This is a genomic window from Mucilaginibacter gossypii (assembly GCF_900100945.1).
GTDB classification, from domain to species: Bacteria; Bacteroidota; Bacteroidia; order Sphingobacteriales; family Sphingobacteriaceae; genus Mucilaginibacter; species Mucilaginibacter gossypii.
Genome location: NZ_FNCG01000014.1, coordinates 1 through 18,954, shown reverse-complemented (window position 1 = coordinate 18,954; position 18,954 = coordinate 1). Strand labels below are relative to the sequence as shown.

General features: G+C 44.4%; 11 protein-coding genes. 10 read left to right on the top strand and 1 reads right to left on the bottom strand.

Annotated features, from left to right (window positions below; translation table 11 throughout):
- Window positions 1-14 precede the first annotated feature (14 nt).
- The 4 genes from BLS28_RS21800 to BLS28_RS21785 all read left to right on the top strand — a co-directional run bounded on the left by BLS28_RS21800 (window position 15) and on the right by BLS28_RS21785 (window position 6,312).
- The gene (locus BLS28_RS21800) at window positions 15-1,136 is read left to right on the top strand and encodes a glycoside hydrolase family protein (RefSeq protein ID WP_091172336.1); all 1,122 of its coding nucleotides are present in this window, start codon (window positions 15-17) and stop codon (window positions 1,134-1,136) included.
- Window positions 1,136-3,535: a beta-galactosidase GalB gene (gene galB, locus BLS28_RS21795; protein ID WP_091172334.1), complete on the top strand. Its 2,400-nt coding sequence runs from the start codon at window positions 1,136-1,138 to the stop codon at window positions 3,533-3,535. Before BLS28_RS21800 ends, galB begins: the two co-directional genes overlap by 1 nt.
- A gap of 283 nt (window positions 3,536-3,818) precedes the next feature.
- Window positions 3,819-5,375, top strand: coding sequence for a sodium:solute symporter family protein (locus BLS28_RS21790; RefSeq protein ID WP_091172333.1), 1,557 nt, complete (start codon window positions 3,819-3,821; stop codon window positions 5,373-5,375).
- A 10-nt stretch (window positions 5,376-5,385) separates the two neighbouring features.
- On the top strand, window positions 5,386-6,312 hold the full coding sequence (locus BLS28_RS21785) for a dihydrodipicolinate synthase family protein (RefSeq protein WP_091172331.1): 927 nt from the start codon (window positions 5,386-5,388) through the stop codon (window positions 6,310-6,312).
- 195 nt (window positions 6,313-6,507) lie between these two features.
- Here the strand turns inward: BLS28_RS21785 and BLS28_RS21780 are convergent, their stop codons facing one another.
- A complete protein-coding gene (locus tag BLS28_RS21780) occupies window positions 6,508-7,401 on the bottom strand; it encodes an AraC family transcriptional regulator (RefSeq protein ID WP_090531643.1) in 894 nt (297 codons plus the stop codon).
- A 434-nt stretch (window positions 7,402-7,835) separates the two neighbouring features.
- Between BLS28_RS21780 and BLS28_RS21775 the strand changes: the two genes are divergently transcribed.
- From BLS28_RS21775 to BLS28_RS30600, 6 genes are all read left to right on the top strand, one after another.
- Window positions 7,836-8,501 (top strand): DUF3826 domain-containing protein, encoded by a 666-nt coding sequence (locus BLS28_RS21775; RefSeq protein ID WP_091172329.1) that lies wholly within the window; start codon window positions 7,836-7,838, stop codon window positions 8,499-8,501.
- Between the two features lie 106 nt (window positions 8,502-8,607).
- Window positions 8,608-11,793 carry a SusC/RagA family TonB-linked outer membrane protein gene (locus BLS28_RS21770; protein WP_091172327.1) on the top strand — a complete coding sequence of 1,062 codons (3,186 nt, stop codon included), beginning with the start codon at window positions 8,608-8,610 and terminating at the stop codon, window positions 11,791-11,793.
- A 12-nt stretch (window positions 11,794-11,805) separates the two neighbouring features.
- Window positions 11,806-13,614 carry a RagB/SusD family nutrient uptake outer membrane protein gene (locus BLS28_RS21765; RefSeq protein ID WP_091172325.1) on the top strand — a complete coding sequence of 603 codons (1,809 nt, stop codon included), beginning with the start codon at window positions 11,806-11,808 and terminating at the stop codon, window positions 13,612-13,614.
- A 62-nt stretch (window positions 13,615-13,676) separates the two neighbouring features.
- The gene (locus BLS28_RS21760) at window positions 13,677-15,338 is read left to right on the top strand and encodes a polysaccharide lyase (RefSeq protein ID WP_091172323.1); all 1,662 of its coding nucleotides are present in this window, start codon (window positions 13,677-13,679) and stop codon (window positions 15,336-15,338) included.
- Window positions 15,339-15,408: 70 nt separating this feature from the next.
- Complete coding sequence (locus BLS28_RS21755; RefSeq protein ID WP_143020841.1) at window positions 15,409-18,507, top strand: DUF6298 domain-containing protein; 3,099 nt, start codon at window positions 15,409-15,411, stop codon at window positions 18,505-18,507.
- A gap of 177 nt (window positions 18,508-18,684) precedes the next feature.
- A partial coding sequence (locus tag BLS28_RS30600; RefSeq protein WP_176844536.1) for a transposase occupies window positions 18,685-18,954 on the top strand: 270 nt, incomplete at its 3' end.

Genomic DNA, 18,954 nt, shown 5'->3' with positions numbered 1-18,954 from the left:
ATACTAAACAAACTATGAAACACATTTTCAAATCATCTGCATTCTTCGTTTGTACTTTTTTAATACTGAAGGTACATGCCCAGGAGGTACCCGAAAAGGTGATGAAAGATATTTACGAGCAGGTTAAAACGCCTTACAAATATGGCCTGGTGATAGCGCCCGAAGACAACAGTCAGAAAGCTGATTGCCCTACGGTTTTTCGCCAGGGTGACGGCTGGTATATGAGCTACATCATTTTCAATGGACGCGGTTATGAAACCTGGCTGGCTGATAGTAAGGACCTGCTGCACTGGAAAACCCGTGGCCGCATCCTGTCATTTTCGGATGATACTACCAAATGGGACAATAATCAAAAAGCTGGTTATGTAGGTTTGCAGGATTATAAATGGGGAGGTTCGTACAAATTGCAGCAGTATAATGGCAAATATTGGTTATCGTACTTCGGCGGGCAAAGCAAAGGCTATGAGAAAGGTTTGCTATCCGTAAGTGTGGCTTCTACCGATAAAGATCCGGGTACGGTTCACGAGTGGCAGGGATTAGATCATCCGGTATTGTCAAGTATTGATAAAGATGTAAGCTGGTGGGATAACCATACCCAATATAAGCAAACCGTAATCTGGGATAAAAAGAAGCTTACCGGTCACCCTTTCATTATGTACTATAATGCGAATGGCGATAGCGTAAACAAAAAGCGTGGTGCCGAGCGGATTGGCATGGCCGTATCGGATGATATGCTACACTGGAGGCGTTTTGGTAAAGACCCGGTATTGAATCACGGCGACGGGATAACAGGTGATCCATATATTCAACAGATAGGCAACGTATATGTAATGTTCTATTTTGGTGCTTTCTGGAAAACCGGCGACTCAGGCGTGTTTAATCGCTTTGCCTGCTCATACGACCTGGTACACTGGACAGATTGGACAGGGGAGAAACTCATTCAATCGTCTGAACCTTATGATAATATGTTTGCCCATAAATCGTGTGTGGTGAAGCATAAAGGCTTGGTTTATCATTTTTATTGCGCTGTAAACAAAGCCGATCAGCGCGGTATAGCGGTAGCTGTGTCGAAAGATCTGGGTAAAAGCGAGCTCAACTTTGTTGCGCCGCCTGTTAAAAAAAGCAAATCCAAATAATGAGGCTACGTTGTCTATATACACTGTGTTTAGTGTTTTTCGCGGCTGGTTTTGTATCTGCCCAAAAGGTGCGCAAAACCGAGAGTTTTAACGCCGGCTGGAAGTTTTTTCTGGGCGATGATGCCGCAGCAAACGCCATAAAGTATGACGATCGCCGCTGGCGGAAACTCGATCTTCCGCATGATTGGAGCATCGAAGGTAAATTCGACAGTAAAAATCCTACTACACAGGCCGAAGGTGGATTGCCAGCCGGCATTGGTTGGTATCGCAAAAGTTTCCTGATCTCTGCATCGTCAAAAACAAAAACTATTTTGATTGATTTTGATGGTGTTTTTCATAACAGCGAGGTTTGGATAAATGGCCATTATTTAGGTAAACGGCCTAACGGCTATATTTCGTTCAGGTATGATTTAACGCCTTACCTTAAATTCGGTACACAGGAAAATGTGATAGCCGTGAGGGCTGATAACAGCGATCAGCCTAATTCTCGCTGGTATACCGGTTCAGGTATTTACCGTAATGTGTGGCTAACAACCGTTAATAAAACGCATCTGCCGCAATGGTCTTCATTTATAACTACGCCGCAGGTCGATCGGCAAAAAACAGAAATCCATATTCGCACAGTTTTACCGGTTTTCGTTAATTCAAAGTTTAAGCTCAAAGCTTCTGTTTTGGATGATAATGGCAAGATTGTTGGATCTGTCACTACTACCGTAAAGGACACTGTAATTCAACAAAACGTTCAGGTAAACAATCCTCAATTATGGTCGATAAATCACCCCTATCTGTATAAAGTAAAACTGCAGTTGTTTGCTGCTGATAAGGTTATCGATGATTACACAACTACCACAGGTATACGTTATTTCAACTTTGATGCAGATAAAGGATTTAGCCTAAATGGTGAGTCGATGAAGATTCTTGGCGTATGCCTGCACCACGATCAGGGGGCTTTGGGTACGGCTGTTAATACCCGCGCTATTGAGCGGCAATTGCAGATCTTAAAGGATATGGGTTGCAATGCTATCCGTACATCTCATAATCCTCCCGCGCCCGAATTACTCGACCTATGTGATAAAATGGGTTTCCTGGTGATGGACGAGGCTTTTGATATGTGGAAGAAGAAAAAAAGCAAGCATGATTACCACGAAGATTGGGATAAATGGCATGTGAAAGACCTGCAAGACCAGGTTTTACGCGATCGTAACCATCCATCTGTTTTTGCATGGAGTATTGGTAACGAAATAAGGGAACAGTTTGATAGTACAGGTGTAAGTATTGGTCGCGAGCTGGTAAAAATTGTAAAGCAACTGGATAACACCAGGCCGGTTACATCGGCTTTGAGCGATGCTGATCCTAAAAAGAACTTTATTTACCAGTCGGGTGCGCTTGACCTGGTTGGTTTAAATTACCACCAGGAAGTATATGCCGATTTTCAGAAAAACTATCCCGGTCAAAAGTTTATCGGCACCGAAAATATGTCGGCCCTGGCAACACGGGGGCATTATGATATGCCGTCGGATAGTATCAGGCGCTGGCCAAAGGACGGTAAAACCCCGTTGAAGGATGGTAACGCCGACTTCACCGTATCATCGTATGATAATGTGTCGGCCTATTGGGGCTCAACGCACGAAGAGACCTGGAAGATCATTAAAAAGCATGATTTCCTTTCTGGACTTTTCGTGTGGACAGGCTTTGATTACATCGGCGAACCAACCCCGTACCTATGGCCTGCCCGCAGTTCGTACTTTGGCATTGTTGATCTGGCCGGTTTTCCCAAAGATGTTTATTACATGTACCAAAGCGAGTGGACAAGCAGGCCCGTTTTACACCTGTTACCGCATTGGAACTGGAAGCCCGGCCAGTTGATTGATGTGTGGGCTTATTACAACAATGCCGATGAGGTTGAAGCATTTCTGAACGGTAAATCGATAGGCGTAAAGAAGAAAACCGGCGATGACCTGCATGTGATGTGGCGTGTGAAATATGAACCGGGAGTATTAAAAGCCATATCGCGCCGTAATGGAAAAGTAGTGTTGACTACGCAGGTAGTCACAGCAGGCGAACCTTACAAAATACAGCTTAAGGCCGATCGGGATAAAATTAAAGCCGATAGTAAAGATCTTTCTTACATTACCGTATCTGTTTTGGATAAAAACAATGTTCCGGTGCCCGATGCTAATCAATTGGTGAAATTTAAAGTAACCGGACAAGGCATATTGAAAGGGGTGGATAATGGCTCACAAACAGATCTGGAACCTTTTGTATCTGATCAGCATCACCTGTTTAATGGTTTGGGATTGGCTATTATCCAATCTAAAGCTGTTGCCGGGAAAATTACCATTACTGCTACGGCTGATGGGTTGCAGGCGGCCCGGCTAATTATTGAAAGCGCACGTTGAGAAGCTGTTTCCAGCCGCCGCTTGGCTCCAGCCGAGTGGCAGCTATCAAGCGGCCTCTGGCCGCCGTAAACAAGTGTGGTGTATACCGGCCGGAGGCCGGAGAATAGTTGCCACTCGGCTGGAGCCAAGCGGCGGCGTTTTTTGTTTGTATATTTATTTGTTGGTGATAATATCATACAATAGCAGGCGAAAATATTACAGTAAAGGTTAACTGCAGGACGTTAAATTTGTTATACAATTTTAAACCACAATACTAATTTTTACTGTACTACCCGATTAACGCATGAAAGTGTTGCCCGTGTTAGATTTTACCATTATAGGTATTTACCTTATAGCTATGGTGCTGGTGGGTTTTTATTTTTCGCGTAAAAATAAAAATGCCGAGCAGTTCACCGTTGCATCTGGTTTAATACCAGGCTGGGCTATCGGGTTATCCATTTATGCTACTTTTTTAAGCAGTAATACATTTTTAGGAGTGCCCGGCAAGGCCTACGGCGGCAACTGGAACGCTTTTGTGTTTAGCTTATCGATGCCATTTGCAGCCTGGATAGCGGTTAAATATTTTATACCATTTTATCGTAATACCGGTAACATCTCGGCTTATACGCATTTCGAAAAACGCTTTGGTCCCTGGGCAAGGGTTTATGCGGTTATTTGCTTTTTGCTTACGCAGATAGCCCGCATGGGATCTGTATTTTTTGGCATAGCGTTAAGTCTGCAGGCGCTTACCGGTCTGTCTATGAAGTCCATTATGGTGGTAATGGGAATCTCTATTATCCTGTACACAGTATCAGGAGGGATCAAAGCTGTGATCTGGACAGAAGTTGTGCAGGCTATCATCAAAACTTTAGGAGCCCTACTGATCATTTATTTGGTGGTAAACAGCATCCCCGGCGGCTTTGATAAGATCGTAGAAATTGGTAAAGCTGATCACAAATTCAGCCTGGGCAGTTTTTCATTGAACCTTACCGAACCAACTTTTTGGGTGATCCTGTTCTACGGTTTCTTCATCAATCTAAATAATTTTGGGATGGATCAAAATTATATCCAGCGTTATCATGCGGCTACATCTACTAAGCAGGCTGCCAAATCAGTTTGGCTTTGTGTTGGTATTTATGTGCCCGCTTCTTTCCTGTTTTTTGTAATAGGCTCATGCTTATACGCTTACTATAGGCAGCATCCCGATCTGATCTTAAGCCTTAAGCACCAGGTAGCTATTGAGCGCCTGCCTGCAACGGCTTCGGCAACAGATGTTTCGGTATTTATGAACAAATTAACCCCTGCCGATTACGGTGATAAGATCATGCCGCATTTTATGGTTACCAAAATCCCGGCAGGATTGGTTGGTATTATTGTAGCTGCTATTTTATCAGCTGCCATGAGCACCATCAGTTCGGGTATGAACTCATCGGCCACGGTTTTTACCATCGATATCTACAAAAGATATTTTAAACCACAACTTAATGATAAAAATACATTGAATGCATTGCATATCGGTACTGTGCTTTTTGGGTTTGCGGGTATGGCCGCCGGGATAGCCATGATAGGGGTAAAAAGCATTCTTGATTTATGGTGGCAGCTTTCGGGGATTTTTGCAGCAGGTATGCTCGGTTTGTTTTTGCTGGGCATTATCAGCAGGCAAACCCGTAACCATGAGGCCATCATTGCCAGTATCATAGGTGTTTTGGTGATCCTTTGGCTTACTTTTCCGTCACTCATTCCCGAGCAATACGCCGTTCTTCGCAGTACGCTCAATACCAACATGATCATTGTTGCGGGTACCCTCGCTATATTTTTAACGGGAATATTTTTAACCAAAACAAGGCAGTTAACAGTTTAATAATCATCAAATGGAACAATCAAAAAAGGGTTTTATCCCGGTAATGTTAACGCCTTTTAAAGATAACGGTGCTATTGATTATGCAGCGCTGACCCGCTTAACCGAAATGTACCTGCGCGCGGGTGCGGCTGGTGTGTTTGCCAATTGCCTGTCGAGCGAAATGTTTGAATTGAGTGGTGAGGAGCGGTTAGCAATTATCAAACACGTGGTTGAAACTGTTGACGGCGCTGTTCCTGTCGTGGCCACCGGTACCTTTGGCGGGCCAATTGAAAAACAAGCCGATTTTATAAAAAAGGTATATGATACAGGTACTTCGGCGGTGATTGCCATTACCAGTTTGCTGGCTGATGCCGATGAACCGGATGCTGTACTTAATGACCGTGTTTTTGAACTGTTCAATCATACTGAAAATATCCCTTTAGGCTTTTACGAATGCCCGGTGCCATACAAAAGGTTATTATCGGCAGAACAGCTTCATCATTTTGCAGCAACAGGCAGGGTAATATATCATAAAGATACCTGCCTTAAAATTGACGTGGTAAAACAGAAATTGGAGGCAAGCAAAGTTAATCCGGCGTTTGGGCTGTATGACGCTTACATGGTTCACGCGGTTGAATCGCTTAAAGCAGGTTCGGCGGGATTGTCATGTATTCAGGGGAATTTCTTCCCTGAGCTTATTGTATGGTTATGCAATCATTATGCCGATGCATCGTGCCAGCATGAGGTTGCCATGGTACAGGAATTTCTAACCGAAAATATGGATGTGATGCACAATGTTTACCCTGTTATTGCTAAATATTATCTTACTAAACGTGGGCTTAAAATTACAACCACCACCCGGCGCGATGTTGGTTATTTCTCGCCGGCCATCCGCAATAAAATAGAAGATCTTTACGCTAACTACACTACACTTCAAAGTGAGATCGGTATCTATTAGTCTTAAGTCGAAAGTCCTGTTTAATTCTGTTGTGAAGTTTTTACGTAGAGACGCATCACATACGTCTTCCATAGGACAAGCCGTTTTGTAATTCATTAAACCCTGGATTTGCATGCGTGAGACGCATGTGATGCGTCTCTACATTTTAAAACAGCCTGTTGGAACTTTTGGCTAACGACTTAATACTTAACCAAACTAAGCAGAAATTGCCTGCTTTTGTCCTTTAATATAACGGCGTTTATACTCAAGCGGGGTCATGCCGGTAACCCGTTTAAAGTGTCGGTAAAAATTAGAGATGTTGTTGTAACCGCATTCAAAGCACAAAACCTCGGTGGGTAATTTGTCCTCAATCAAAAAACGGCAGGCATGACTGATCCTGATCTCGGTTAAAAAATCAAAATACGTTTTCTTGGTCATCAGTTTAAAATACCGGCAAAAGGAGGTGACACTGAGGTTGCCGATGGCTGCTATTTTTTCCAGGCTGATCTCCTGTTTATAGTTGGCCAATGTATAGGAGCATACTTTATTGAGGCGGATAGTATCCGATTCGTTGGATTGATGAAAGTCACTGTGCGATAGCGTTATCGGTTCAAAGTCCTCGTTTTCGGCCAGCACTTTAAGTATCGATAGCAGGATAATGATCCTGTCGAGGTTGGTAGCTTCAGCCGCCTGCCGCATCAGTTTGGCCAGCTCGGTTCTTGCTTCACCCTTAATTACCATACCACTTTTGGCCTTTTCAAAAAGCTTGGGCAACATGAACGCTTCAGGTAAGTTTAACAAATAACGACCAAGGCAGTCGGGCAAAAAGTGGATCACGATCACCTCAACATTCAATCCGGATTCGGGCAAAAAATATTCGTCCTTGCAGCGCCAGCAGTGTGGTAGGGCCTCTCCCAGCAATGTGATTTCGCCTGGCGAAAAATTGCTGATATTATCACCAATAAACCTAACCCCTTCGCCCTTTATTACGTAGTGTAATTCAAGCTCGGGATGGTAGTGCCAGATACCCCGGAAGGTGGGCAAAATATCATGCCTGATACTGAATGAATTTTGCGGTTTAACCGCAACCTTGAGAAAATGGGGCTTCATTTTGTAAAAATCAATAAAGATTAGCAGGTGAGCGGACAATTAAGTATGCGTCGCGCTGGTTTATATTTTAAAAGTAGTAATTTTTAATCAAACCCAATTTGCACGAATGTAATTTTCTTTTGACAAAAAATTACGTTAACACGAAAAGCGGGTTATGATAAGATTGTATAATAAATAGATAAATACAAATAGGAAAGGCAAAGGCTAACCATTGATATTTGTTAAAGCAACTTGTAAATCAGGCTGCAGGATACCAGGAAATATAAACCAATAAAATTAATTATACTTTTTATCAGGCTTTTAGAACTGACAAGATTTTAACAGTTAATTAATTGTGATATGAACAATTAATTGCGTAAAAAACGGCAGGGTACTATATACTTTTTTTAAGGGCTTTATAAAAACTGTAAAGAATTTAACCAATTGAAACAACCATGAAGCACTTTAAATACATAGTGATATTGTTATTATCAGTTGCAGTCAGTGAGGCTTTCGCGCAGGCACCAGTGGATAACAACTACATAAAAGTTATAACCGAACGTTCAAACAAAATTGTTACAGGAGCAGGCATCACCGACTCGGTAAAATTTAAGAAAGTGCGTGATATTGTAGTTGCCCAGTACAGTGATTTGAACACCATTTATGATGCGCGTAAAGCAAAAGTAAATGATATTAAAACCCAGATGCCCGATGATAAAGCAGGTGCCAATGCCAAAATCGCCCTTGTAGATAGTAATGTGGCTAAGCAGGTTAAGGTTTTACATACCTTATATATCAATAAGCTGAATAAGGAATTAAGCGCTGATGAGGTTGATAAAATAAAAGACGGCATGACCTACCGCATTTATCCCATCACTTATACCGCTTACCAGGATGAAATACCTACCCTTACCGGGGAGCAAAAAGACAAAATTAAAGGATGGCTGCTGGAAGCGAGGGAGAATGCTATAGATGCCGAATCGGCAGAGAAAAAACATGCCTGGTTTGGGAAGTTTAAGGGCCGCATTAATAATTACCTATCCGCACAGGGCTACGATATGAAAAAGGAGGGTGAAGAGTGGCAAAAACGGATCAAAGAGCGGCAGGCAGCAAAACAATAATTTTTGAACTAACCTAAATATCCCGGTATCATGAAATAAGCTTTAGCCGGGCAAACCAATTATACTAATTAATTAACCTGATCATGAAAATTAAATTATCAAGTTTATGAGAAAACTTTTCCTCTTACTTTCGGTGTTGCTGTGCTTAGGCAGCGCGCTAAAAGCCCAGGACCGTAATATAACAGGTACGGTTACGGACGAAAAAGGTGCTCCCCTGCCAGGGGTTGCCATCCAGGTAAAGGGCAGTACAACAGGTACTATCACCAATGCCGATGGTAAATATTCAATTAAGGCTACTAACCTACAGGCCATTGTGGTTGGGGCTAAATTTCTTGGATACAACTACCAGGAAAAAACACTGAAGATTGGCGAAATGAATGCCGACTTTAAAATGGTACCATCACAAAATGCCCTCGATGAGGTTGTGGTAGTAGGTTACGGTACTCAAAAGAAGGTCCACTTAACAGGTGCTGTTGCCGCGGTGGATATGAAAACCATCCAGGATATCCCTACCACTAACCTTGCCGCCGCACTTCGCGGTACCAATGCCGCGGTAAGTGTTACCGGTGGTATTGCAAGACCGGGCCAAAGCGGAACCATCACTATCCGTAACCCAGTCTTTCTGGCAAAGAATGGTGGAAGTACAACACCATTGTACATTATTGATGGTGTACAACGTAGTGAAGCAGATTTCAACTTGCTTGATCAAAGTGAGGTGGAGAACATTTCGATATTGAAAGATGCTGCCGCTGCCATATACGGTATTTTAGGCGCGAATGGCGTTATCGTTGTAACAACCAAACGCGGCCAGGCCGGCGGGCCAAAGGTAAGCTTCAGTTCATCAGTAGGTATTGCCGATGCAATTCAGCTTCCTAAAATGATGTCGGGCTTTCAGATGGCTACTTATTTGAATGATATTGAGCAAACCAGGTATAACCACACCATAACACCCGAAGGTTATATCAACGGCGATTTAAGCAATAAAGACTTAAAATATTATACGCCGGATGAGCTTGAGTACTTTAAAAATAATAACCAAAATTTCCTGGAGCAGGCATTTAAACCGGCAGTAACCAGCAGGAACGCGTTGAGCATAACCGGTGGCAACGATAAGGTTACTTATTTCGCAGGCGCAAATTATGTAAACCAAAACTCCAACTTTAAAGGCGTAAACACTAACCGCTTTGGCTTCAGGGCCAGTGTCGACGCAAAAGTGGCGAAAGGTTTAAAACTGTCATTGTCATTGAGCGAAGATCTTGCCAAAAGCAAAATTTACTGGTATAAACTATCAAGTACCAGCGAAAGCCCGGATAACGACTTTCTGTCGCTTAACCAGGCACCACCATGGCAAAAATATTTTATCGACGGGCATCCTGTATATTTAGGAACTAGCAATAACGATAACCTTAACTTTTTTGCTGTTCAAAATTCTAACAACTACACAGGTAACAATAACACTGTATTTAATGGTTTAGCCAATTTGAGTTACGAAATTCCGGGTATTAGCGGCTTAACTGCCAATGTTAGCTACAACCGTAATCTTAATAATGCCTTTAACAAGCAATATGGCTCAACGTTTTATTACAACCAATATTCGGGCGAAGGCGACAATAACCATATTCCGGGAGGAACTGTGGTAGGCGTAAAAGCTATTAAAAATGGCGATAGGGTGCGCCTTACCCCTACAATGGCAGATAATTACCAGTTCAACGCCAACCTTACTTACCATAAACGTTTTGGGGCGCATGAAATTACTGCACTGGCTTTGTATGAGCAATATGAGTCATATAGTGAAGGTGTAGCTGCCGAAGCCGACGGTGTAATTGTAGGCGGAAAAGATAACCAAACGTTCACCATCGGCGATCAATCGTCAAACCAGGCTACATTGGTAAAAGAATATGGCCGTAAAGCTGTGGCAGGTAGGGTAAATTATGCCTACGCCGATAAATACCTGGTTGAATTGGCCATGAGGGCGGATGCCAATACCAACTTTGCACCGGGCCACCAGTGGGGATATTTCCCTTCGGCTTCAGCAGGCTGGGTGGTTTCAAAAGAAAACTTCTTTAAATCAGTAAGCTTTGTTGATCTTTTGAAATTCAGAGGTTCGGTAGGTTTGTTGGGTTCTGATAATACACCTTCATTCTTATACGCGGTTAACTACCAGTTTGGTACCGGCAACAAAGGCGGTGCTGTTTTCGGCGGCAATAGCGACAGGGGCCTCGGCGCACTGCTAAATATCGCTATCCCGAACGCTAATTTAACCTGGGACCATGACCTGAAAACAAACTACGGTTTAGATGCCGCTTTCCTGGGTAACCGCTTATCAGTTTCGGCCGATTATTTCTGGGAGCACCGCTATGATATGCTTGCATCGCTGAACACTTCAGTTCCTGTAACTATAGGCGCAGCGCCATCTGCCGAAAATTATGGTATTGTCAATACTTTCGGATACGAGATCTCTGTAAGCTGGAAAGACAAAATCGGTTCTAATTTTAGCTATAATTTTAGCCCGTTCTTTTCCTGGAGTGATAATAAATACATTAAATACGATATCGCTGCAGCGCAGGTGGGTACCATTCAGGATTTGACCGGTAAATCAAGCGATCAGGGAACACTGGGATACAAATCACTCGGTATTATCCGTACACAAGCCGATGCCGACGCGATCATTGCAGAAAGGGCCGCAGCAGCCGGTGGCGCGCAAAACGTTAAGATTTTTGGTTACGTACCTTCACCTGGTATGATCAATTACGTTGACAAAAACGGCGACGGTATTATCAAACAAAACGATCTCAACGACCAGTTTTATTTAGGTAAGAAATCATCAAACCACTACAATCTTGGTCTGAACTTTGGCGGTGCATATAAAACATTAAGCTTAAATGTGGTTATGGGAATGAGCTGGGGTGGTAACCAATCAATTGAGAGCGCGGCCATTAAACAAGCTACTGCCAACCAGAACAGGCCTGTATTCTGGGCCGATCACTGGACCCCATCTAATCCAAATGCCAAATATCCCGACCCTTATTACTCGGACGATGTGAGTGCTACAAGTGATTTTTGGTTTGTTAGCCCCTTCACCTGGAATATCTCCAGTGCTAACTTAAGCTATACCCTGCCCGCTTCCATCACAAAAAGGCTTGGAATGTCAAGCATAAGGGCGTATGTGGTAGCTACAAACCCAATCAACTTTGTAAACCCGTTCCCCGAACATTATCGTGATATTTCATCACCATTTGGGGCATATCCCAACTTACGCACAGTATCTTTTGGTTTAAACTTAGGCTTCTAAACTTTGAAAGACATGAAATTATTTAAAACCATATTTGCAGCTTTGATCGTATCAGCCCTGTTTACAAACTGTAAAAAAGTGCTTGATAAGGAAGATCTTACACACAGCACCCCCGGTCAGATTTTTAATGACTCAACGGTGGCTATTTTAAACATCAATTACCTGTATACAGCAAACCAGCCTGGCTGGTTTGGCGATACCGGCGGCGCTATTGGCAGCGGGGGCGACAAATGCGACGAATTTTACAGCGATAACGCATACGTAAAAGGCACGGTTACCATCGAAACTGTTGGTGACATCGGTACCTCGGTGAATATCAGCAATAACTACGGCCGGATCCGTAACATTAACCAAACCCTGCAGGACCTCGACGCCAGCACCTTGCCTGCCTCTACCAAAAACAGGTATAAAGCACAGGCTTATTTTTGGAGGGCTTTCAGGTATTTTGACCTGGTAAGGTTATATGGAGGTGTTCCATTGGTATTAAAACCGCTTGATGCTATTGGTCAGGACGCCAAAAACGCGGCGCTTTTGCCTCGTAACAAAACCTCAGAATGTTTTAAACAAATTGTGAGCGATCTGGACAGCTGTATAAAATATCTGCCCGCCAAATGGAGTGGCAGCGATTACGGTCGTATTTCATCGGCTGCTGCTGCTGCGTTTAAAGGAAGGGTGTTGCTAACGTATGCAAGTCCTCAGTTTAACCCCAGCAATGATGCGGCCCGCTGGCAAACAGCTGCTGATGCCAATGATAAGGCAATGCAGATATTGTCCGCTAATAACTACGGTTTAAACCCTTCGTATGACAATATGTGGTTTACCGAAAACAGCAGCAATCCGGAAGCAATTTTGATAACAGGTTTTAACACATCATCAACCGATCAAAACCAGAATAACAATACCTATGATAACGCGACTCGTCCGGCCTATTTAGGTACTAAAGGCGGTTCCAATCAACCTACATGGGATATTGTAAAATCATACCCGATGCTTGACGGAAAAGCACCAGGTACCTCCTTAAAGTATACATATGATGATGCAAAGTTTTTTGATAACCGCGATCCAAGGTTTAACAAAACTATTGCCTACAACGGTTGTAACTGGCCTATAAACGGCAATAGCTCTTATCGTCTGTGGACTTACTTTTATTACAATAAAGCGGATGGTTCCGGTGTTAAAACCACTGAACCGGCATCAGCAACAGGCTCAGGTTTCTACCTGCGCAAAGCTATTGACCCTAATGTCAGTGTGGCAAATACACCATATGTTGGTACAGATTGGATGGAGATCCGTTATGCCGAAGTTTTATTGAACCAGGCCGAATGTGCTGCCGCCTTAGGCAACGTAACTACCGGTTATACCAATATTGCCGCCATCAGGAAACGCGCGGGTATTGAAGCTGGTGCTGATAACCTTTACGGTTTAGATGCAGGCATGAGCCCTGATCAGATGATCAACGCTATCATGAATGAACGTAAAATTGAGTTTGCGTTTGAAGGTAAACGCTATTGGGACCTTCGCCGCCGTAAACTGCTCGAAAGCACATTGAATGGCTCAAAAAGAACAGGTTTGACAGTTACCCTTAATAACAACGCAAGCGGTAAAGATTATCTTACCGGTACAAGAGATGCTTTAGCAGCTGCATCATTGGATGCCTTGTACAGCTCATCTTTCACCGTTAAAACTAAAACCATGGATTCTTATAACATTGCGGTTCAGTCGGGCGATTACTTTTTCGGCATCCCTTCGGCGGCATTGTTAAATAATATCAATTTACAGCAAAATAACACCTGGGGTGGGCCGTTTGATCCGCTTCAATAATAAATTAATTGAACGATGGGTGCCTGCTAACCATTTAACAAAAGAATATTACGAATACAAATATGAAAAAACACACAGCTTTATTTTTAGTAGCAGCGGCATTGGGTTTAGCTAAACCGGCTTTTGCCCAATACCCTGAAGTGCCGGAGAAGGTTAAAGCAGAGAGTGAAGCTTTGATGAAAGAGGCTACCCGTCGTTCAGATTCAGCATGGGCGGTTGCCCTGCCCATTATCCAGGCCGATCAGCGCCGTGGCAAAGTATACGTACCATGGGCTGCACGCCCGACCGATTTGCCGCAGGCCAAGATCCCGGCTTTTCCGGGTGCCGAAGGTGGTGGTAAGTTTACCTTTGGCGGCCGTGGCGGTAAGGTGTATGTAGTTACCAGTTTGGCAGATAATGGCCCTGGTACTTTGCGTGAAGCTTGCGAAAAAGGCGGCGCGCGTATCGTGGTATTTAATGTTGCGGGCATTATCCGCATCAAAACACCAATTATCGTGAGGGCTCCGTATATTACTATTGAAGGCCAAACTGCTCCGGGTGATGGCGTTTGTATTGCAGGCGAATCATTTTGGGTTAATACACATGATGTTGTGATCCGTTATATGCGTTTCCGCCGCGGCGAAACCAATGTTGGCCGCCGTGATGATGCTTTGGGTGGCAACCCGGTGGGTAACATCATTGCCGATCACGTATCTGCAAGCTGGGGACTGGACGAAAACTTTTCGATGTACCGCCATATGTTTGATCCGGGTGATGGCTCGAAAGAAGAGAAGCTGGGTACCGTGAACATCACTATCCAAAACTGTATCTATTCAGAATCATTGGATTACTGGAACCACGCTTTCGGTTCAACAACAGGCGGCGAAAACAGCTCATTAATGCGTAACCTTTGGGCAGATAATACCGGTCGTAACCCATCTGTTGGCTGGAATGGCGTATACAACTTTGTAAACAATGTGGTATTTAACTGGCACCACCGCTCAATGGATGGCGGCGATTATACTACCAATTACAATGTGATCAATAACTACTTTAAACCTGGTCCTGTTACACCAAAAGATGAGCCCGTTGGTCACCGCATCCTGAAACCGGAATCGGGCAGGAGCAAGCTGAAAGAAAAAGTATTCGGTCGCGTTTATGCATCAGGTAACATTATGGAAGGTTATCCCGAAGTTACCAAAGATGCGTGGAACGGTGGCATCCAGGTTGAAGGCCCTGGTGGCAAAGAATTGCCTGACGCCGGTCAGTACAAGGATTACATGAAATCGGATGTTCCGTTCCCTATGCCTCCGATGACTATCCTATCGGCAAAGGATGCCTTTAAATTTGTTATCGCTAATGCCGGGGCAACATTGCCAAAACGCGATCCGGTTGATGTGCGCATCACCGAGCAGGTACGTACCGGTAAAATAACTTATAAAGAAATGAACACCGATACTGCTTACCAGTTTAAAGTGCGTAAATTACCTAAAGACTCGTACAAACTGGGCATCATCACTGCTCCATGGCAGGTTGGTGGCTATCCTGAATATAAAGGCACGCCTTACAAAGATTCGGACAATGACGGTTTGCCCGATAGTTGGGAAACAGCTCATGGCCTAAACCCTAAAGATGGTAACGACTCGGCCCTGCCTGCAAAAAATGGCGGTGGTTATACCAATATCGAAGTATATTTAAATACAGTAGCCGCTAAAGGCGAAAAGAAATTGGCTTCGTTAAAATAATAAAGACAGTATAATGCGGGGACTGAGGTTTACAAGGATTTATATTTGGGTTGGTTTAATGACTGGGGGGATGCTTTTGCATACCCCCTTATTTGCACAGGATAAGAAAAAAGCCCCTAAACCACAACCACCTGTTGCAGCCGATAAAAACGGCAAACTAAACTACATTGCAGCGCCAAATGGCGACCGTATTCCTGATTACTCGTACTGCGGATATATGGCTTCTGAAAAGCCAATTCCATTTATACCTGTTAAAGTTGTAGTGCCCGTAAAAGTAGGCGATGCTACATTAAGGATCCAGGCCGCTTTAGATTATGTAGCCGGATTACCTGCCGATAAAGATGGTTTTCGTGGCGCAGTATTGCTTAACAAGGGTACATACCAGGTTAATGGTAGTCTCAAAATTAACGCATCCGGCGTTGTTTTGCGCGGTAGCGGCATGGGCGCCAACGGCACCACATTATTTGCAGCCGGTACCGACAGGGAAACCTTTATTCATGTTACCGGTAAAAATGACCGGCAAACATCCAAAGAACTTAAAATTACCGACGCCTATGTACCGGTAAATGCCAACACTTTGCACATTGCTGAAGGTGCAGGCCTAAAAATCGGCGACCTAGTGTTGATCCACCGCCCGAGCACACAGGCCTGGATCAGTACCATCAAAACCGATCACTTTGGTGGCGATTTAACAGCCCTGGCCTGGAAACCCGGCGAACGGGATATTTACTGGGACCGTAAGGTAACAGCAGTAGATGGCAATGCCATAACCCTTGACGCACCTTTAACAACAGCATTGGATACTGCATACGGCGGTGGTTTGATAGCCTCTTACCAATGGTCCGGCAGAATTGTGCAAGTGGGGATCGAAAACTTAAAACTGCAATCAGCTTACGATGCTTCAAACGCAAAAGATGAAGCCCACCGCTGGATGGCTATCACAATGGAAAATGTTAGCGATGCCTGGGTACGCCAGGTAACCTTTGAGCATTTTGCAGGTTCGGCAGTATTTGTTGGTGTTACCGGAAACCGGGTAACGGTTGAGGATTGTAAATCGCTCGCGCCTGTTTCAGAAATAGGGGGGCAGCGCCGTAACACATTCCTGACTATGGGCGGGCAAAACCTTTTTCAGCGTTTATATTCCGAACAGGGCTTTCATGATTTTGCTACCGGGTATTGCGCGCCGGGGCCAAACGCTTTTGTTCAATGTATGGCGGTAGGTTCGCTGGGCTTTAGCGGTGGCATCGACAGTTGGGCCTCAGGCGTTTTGTTTGATATCGCCAATATCGATGGGCAGCCCTTAAGTTATATGAACCGGGGGCAGGACGGACAAGGTGCCGGATGGAGTGCGGCTAACAGTTTGTTTTGGAATTGTACCGCAGCCCGTGTGGATTGCTATCAGCCGCCAACTGCCCAAAACTGGGCTTTTGGTACCTGGGCACAATTCGCCGGCGACGGTTACTGGAGCACCTCCAACAGTACTATCAGCCCAAGAAGTTTTTATTATACACAGCTGGCTAACAGGTTGAATAAGGATGTAAGCAAACAAGCCGATATCCTGTATCCTGCCACCGAACCTTCAAGCAGCCCAACGGTTGAACAGGCAGCCGAATTAATGGCCGCCGCCCGCAAACCTGCTGTTACAATCAGTAACTGGATAGATCAATCGTCTAAAAGAAATGTTATCAATACAGAATCGGCTGGTGCCAAGACTATTGATGAAATAGGATATAAAAATGCTGCACCTACAGTATTAGCACCCAAAATGGTGGTTACCAACGGATGGTTAACCCGTGGTAATGTGGTATTAGCAGGCAGGCATTTTGAAACCCCATGGTGGAACGGTACTGTTCATCCCGATTATACAGAAACGGTGGCCAAACCAGCAATTTCCCGTTGGGTACCCGGCCAAACCGGCACCGGTTTAACGGATGATCTGAACGCGGTAACCGACTGGATGCAGAAAGGTAATATGGTAGTTTTTGAACATAACTACGGCTTGTGGTATGATCGCCGCCGCGATGATCACGAGCGTATCCGCCGGATGGACGGCGATGTTTGGGCTCCGTTTTATGAACTGCCTTTTGCCCGGAGCGGAAAAGAACTGGCCTACGACGGCTTAAGCAAATACGACCTGACCAAATACAATACCTGGTACTGGAATCGCCTGAAACAATTTGCTGACTTGGCCGATGAGAAAGGTTTGGTATTGGTTCACCAAAATTATTTTCAGCACAATATTATTGAGGCTGGGGCGCACTATACCGATTTTCCATGGCGCACGGCAAATAATATTAACGGCACCGGTTTCCCGGAGCCTGTACCTTATGCCGGCGACAAACGCCAGTTTATGGCTGAGCAGTTTTATGACGAAACCGACCCGGCAAGGCGTAAGCTTCACATTGCCTACATCAATAAATGTATGGACAACTTTGCAGGTAATACCGGGGTGATCCAACAGATTGGATCGGAATTTACCGGTCCGCTGCATTTCATGAAGTTTTGGGTAGAAACCATTAAGCAATGGGAAGCCACGCATAAAAAGAAACAGATTATCGCTTTAAGCGCTACAAAAGATGTGCAGGATGCTATCCTTGCCAACCCGGCAACGGCTACGGTTATTAACGTGATCGATATCCGTTACTGGTACTACCAGGCTAATGGAACGGCTTATGAACCCATCGGAGGTCAAAGCCTGGCCCCACGCCAGCAAGCACGGATCTTTAAACCAAAGGCGGCATCATTTGAGCAGGTTTACCGTGCGGTACATGAGTATCGTACCAAATACCCGGATAAAGCAGTATTATTTTCTGCCGATGATTACGACCGTTTTGGTTGGGCGGTATTTATTGCAGGCGGATCATTGCCGGTCCTTCCTGCCAATACCAATAAAGCTTTTTTAGCCGATGCAAGCGGTATGAAACCTGCCGAGCTGCCGGGTTCGCCTAAAGATCAATGGGGCTTAGTCTCATCAAAAGGATATATCGTTTATAGTAATGGCGGTGATATTCACCTTAATTTATCGGCTGGTGTCAATTACAAAGCACAATGGATCGACCCTAAAACTGGTGAGCTTTTGCCGGGTGAAGAAACGGTGAAAGGTGCTGGTAATACAGAAATAAAAGGACATGGGAACGGGGCTGCCATTTTGTGGTTGAACCGTAATTAAATAAAGGAATAAAAAGGGGGCTTGCGCGATTCCCCTCTTGAGAGGGGCGGAGGGGTGTGTTTACAAAGCGGCAATGAATATTGACGAAACACACCTCTGCCAACGCTCAGCCCAACGCGCCCCCTCTCAAGAGTAATAGCCCATGAAAAGGCAGGAATAATTTGTATATTTATGATAATGAATATCATAGAGACGATTAAGCGTTTTCCAGATCAGTCCAGTTGCATAGACTATCTTGAAGGATTAAGATGGCAAGGATTGCCAGAATGCCCGTATTGCAACAGCAAACGGAGCAGCAAGCGCCAGGAAAGCCAACGGCATATTTGCAATAGCTGTAACCGCAGCTATAGCGTTTTGGTCGGCACTGTTTTCGAGGGCACCAAACTTCCTTTGCCGCAATGGTTTTTGGCTATTTCATTAATGCTGAATGCGAAAAAGGGGTTATCT

Excerpts from the sequence above, each read along its gene's own strand:
- BLS28_RS21765 (WP_091172325.1), top strand. The coding sequence starts at position 11,806 with ATGAAATTATTTAAAACCATATTTGCAGCTTTGATCGTATCAGCCCTG.
- BLS28_RS21785 (WP_091172331.1), top strand. The coding sequence starts at position 5,386 with ATGGAACAATCAAAAAAGGGTTTTATCCCGGTAATGTTAACGCCTTTT.
- BLS28_RS21790 (WP_091172333.1), top strand. The coding sequence starts at position 3,819 with ATGAAAGTGTTGCCCGTGTTAGATTTTACCATTATAGGTATTTACCTT.
- BLS28_RS21775 (WP_091172329.1), top strand. The coding sequence starts at position 7,836 with ATGAAGCACTTTAAATACATAGTGATATTGTTATTATCAGTTGCAGTC.
- BLS28_RS21755 (WP_143020841.1), top strand. The coding sequence starts at position 15,409 with ATGCTTTTGCATACCCCCTTATTTGCACAGGATAAGAAAAAAGCCCCT.
- BLS28_RS21770 (WP_091172327.1), top strand. The coding sequence starts at position 8,608 with ATGAGAAAACTTTTCCTCTTACTTTCGGTGTTGCTGTGCTTAGGCAGC.
- BLS28_RS21800 (WP_091172336.1), top strand. The coding sequence starts at position 15 with ATGAAACACATTTTCAAATCATCTGCATTCTTCGTTTGTACTTTTTTA.
- BLS28_RS21780 (WP_090531643.1), bottom strand. The coding sequence starts at position 7,401 with ATGAAGCCCCATTTTCTCAAGGTTGCGGTTAAACCGCAAAATTCATTC.
- galB (WP_091172334.1), top strand. The coding sequence starts at position 1,136 with ATGAGGCTACGTTGTCTATATACACTGTGTTTAGTGTTTTTCGCGGCT.
- BLS28_RS21760 (WP_091172323.1), top strand. The coding sequence starts at position 13,677 with ATGAAAAAACACACAGCTTTATTTTTAGTAGCAGCGGCATTGGGTTTA.